Consider the following 2,497-nt stretch of genomic DNA (forward strand, 5'->3'; position numbering starts at 1 on the left):
TGTGTTACCACACTTCCACCTCTGCCCTATCTACCTCGTCGTCTTCAAGGGGGTTTACTTCTTAAGAATGGGATATCTCATCTTGAGGGGGGCTTCACGCTTAGATGCCTTCAGCGTTTATCCCTTCCGGACTTGGCTACCCGGCCATGGCTTTGGCAAGCCAACCGGTCCACCAGCGGTCCGTCCATCCCGGTCCTCTCGTACTAAGGACAGCTCCTCTCAGATATCCTGCGCCCACGCCGGATAGGGACCGAACTGTCTCACGACGTTCTGAACCCAGCTCGCGTACCGCTTTAATGGGCGAACAGCCCAACCCTTGGGACCTACTACAGCCCCAGGATGCGATGAGCCGACATCGAGGTGCCAAACCACTCCGTCGATGTGAACTCTTGGGAGTGATAAGCCTGTTATCCCCAGGGTAGCTTTTATCCGTTGAGCGATGGCATTCCCACTTAATACCACCGGATCACTAAGCCCTACTTTCGTACCTGCTCCACCCGTCGGTGTCGCAGTCAAGCTCCCTTCTGCCTTTGCACTCTTCGAATGGTTTCCGTCCATTCTGAGGGAACCTTTGGGCGCCTCCGATACCCTTTCGGAGGCGACCGCCCCAGTCAAACTCCCCGCCTGGCATTGTCCCACCGCCGGATCACGGCGGCTGGTTAGAAGCCCAATATCACAAGGGTGGTATCCCAACAGCGGCTCCGCGGCAACTGACGTTACCGTTTCTCAGCCTCCCACCTATCCTGTACATGCAACACCGGACCCCAGTGCCAAACTGGAGTAAAGCTCCATGGGGTCTTTCCGTCCTGGCGCGGGTAGCCAGCATCTTCACTGGCACTTCAATTTCACCGGATGTATTGCCGAGACAGCGCTCAAATCATTACGCCTTTCGTGCGGGTCGGAACTTACCCGACAAGGAATTTCGCTACCTTAGGACCGTTATAGTTACGGCCGCCGTTTACTGGGGCTTAAATTCAAAGCTTCGCGTTGCCGCTAACCTCTCCTCTTAACCTTCCAGCACCGGGCAGGCGTCAGCCCATATACCTCACCTTTCGGTTTCGCATAGACCTGTGTTTTTGCTAAACAGTTGCTTGAGCCTATTCTCTGCGGCCTGCTCTCGCAGGCACCCCTTCTCCCTAAGTTACGGGGCCATTTTGCCGAGTTCCTTGGCAATACTTCTTCCGCCGGCCTTAGGATTCTCTCCTCATCCACCTGTGTCGGTTTACGGTACGGGTACAATATAAACAATAGCGGCTTTTCTTGACGCATGGCTCACGGGCTTCGTTACTATATTTCACTCCACATCACGTCTTCCCATTGCATGGCGGATTTTCCTACCATACTGGTACCTCGCTTGTACCGGGACAATCCATCCCCGGCTCCCGCTCTCCTTACGTGTCCCCACAGTTCTGTTATACTGCAGTACAGGAATATCAACCTGTTGTCCATCGGCTACGGCTCTCGCCCTCACCTTAGGTCCCGACTCACCCAGGGCAGATCAGCTTTACCCTGGAAACCTTGGATATTCGGCCTAGAGGATTCCCACCTCTATCTCGCTACTCATTCCGGCATTCTCTCTTCCATGCAGTCCACAGCTCCTTACGGTACTGCTTCTTCCCGCATGCAATGCTCCTCTACCAATCCTTACGGATTCCTTAGTTTCGGTGGCGCGTTTCAGCCCCGGACATTTTCGGCGCAGGACCTCTCGACCAGTGAGCTATTACGCACTCTTTGAATGTATGGCTGCTTCTGAGCCAACATCCTGGTTGTCTTCGAAATCCCACATCCTTTTCCACTTAACGCGCACTTTGGGACCTTAACTGTAGGTCTGGGCTCTTTCCCTTTTGACCGCCCAACTTATCTCGTGCAGTCTGACTCCCGGTGATATCTACACGGCATTCGGAGTTTGATATTCTTCGGTAGGCTTTGACGCCCCCTAGGAAATTCAGTGCTCTACCTCCGCAAGACTCACACCGAGGCTAGCCCTAAAGCTATTTCGAGGAGAACCAGCTATCTCCGGGTTCGATTGGAATTTCTCCCCTATCCACACCTCATCCCCACCCTTTTCAACGGATGTGGGTTCGGTCCTCCACTACCTCTTACGGCAGCTTCAACCTGGACATGGATAGATCACCCGGTTTCGGGTCTACTCCTACTGACTCTGGCCCTGTTAAGACTTGGTTTCCCTTCGGCTCCATCCCTTGAGGACTTAACCTTGCCAGTAAGCGTAACTCGCCGGACCGTTCTACAAAAAGTACGCGGTTGTGCATATAAAGCACTTCCACAGCTTGTAGACACAGGGTTTCAGGTTCTCTTTCACTCCCCTCCCGGGGTCCTTTTCACCTTTCCTTCACAGTACTATGCGCTATCGGTCACTAAGTAGTATTTAGCCTTAGGGGGTGGTCCCCCTTACTTCCCACAAGGTTCCTCGTGTCTCGTGGTACTCCGGATCCTGCTCAGTCAGCTTGGTTTTCACGTACGGGGCTTTCACCCTCTC

Annotated in this window: 1 rRNA gene; it reads right to left on the reverse strand. The window is 53.8% G+C overall.

Annotated features, from left to right (window positions below):
- Positions 1-2,497: ribosomal RNA gene (locus G5B06_RS18445) — 23S ribosomal RNA — on the reverse strand; the annotation flags it as partial.

The sequence above is a fragment of the Blautia luti genome, from assembly GCF_013304735.1.
Lineage (GTDB): Bacteria > Bacillota > Clostridia > Lachnospirales > Lachnospiraceae > Blautia_A.